This window comes from Neisseria sp. HMSC056A03, assembly GCF_001815685.1.
In the GTDB taxonomy this organism is placed as follows: domain Bacteria; phylum Pseudomonadota; class Gammaproteobacteria; order Burkholderiales; family Neisseriaceae; genus Neisseria; species Neisseria subflava.
In genome coordinates this window covers 1-310 of sequence record NZ_KV821627.1, presented here as the reverse complement: position 1 = coordinate 310, position 310 = coordinate 1, and the positions used below count along the sequence as shown (strand labels likewise).

Here is a 310-nt window from a genome sequence, read left to right as displayed (position 1 = left end):
CCCGCGTTGCCGCTGGTGTCCGTTACGCCTTTACCGGCAACGCGGACGGGTGGTTTGATGCGGGCGAGCCTTTAGCCCCTGTCGCACAGCAGGCAGAGGGGCGGCGGTTCGACTATGAGCCGTTCTACAACGTCGGGCATTCTAAGCCGCGTGAACGCGAGGCAATAGGCTTTGCACAATTACGCGCCCTTGCCGATAACTACGATGTGCTGCGTTTGGTTATTGAGACGCGCAAAGACCAAATGGAGTGCCTAAAATGGACAATCCAAAAGCGCGATGTCGAATCAACGGCAAACAACGAATCGCAGCG

At 57.1% G+C, this 310-nt stretch carries 1 pseudogene; it reads left to right on the top strand.

Annotated features, from left to right (window positions below):
- Positions 1–310 (top strand): annotated as a pseudogene (locus HMPREF3052_RS05660) (phage head morphogenesis protein); the annotation flags it as partial.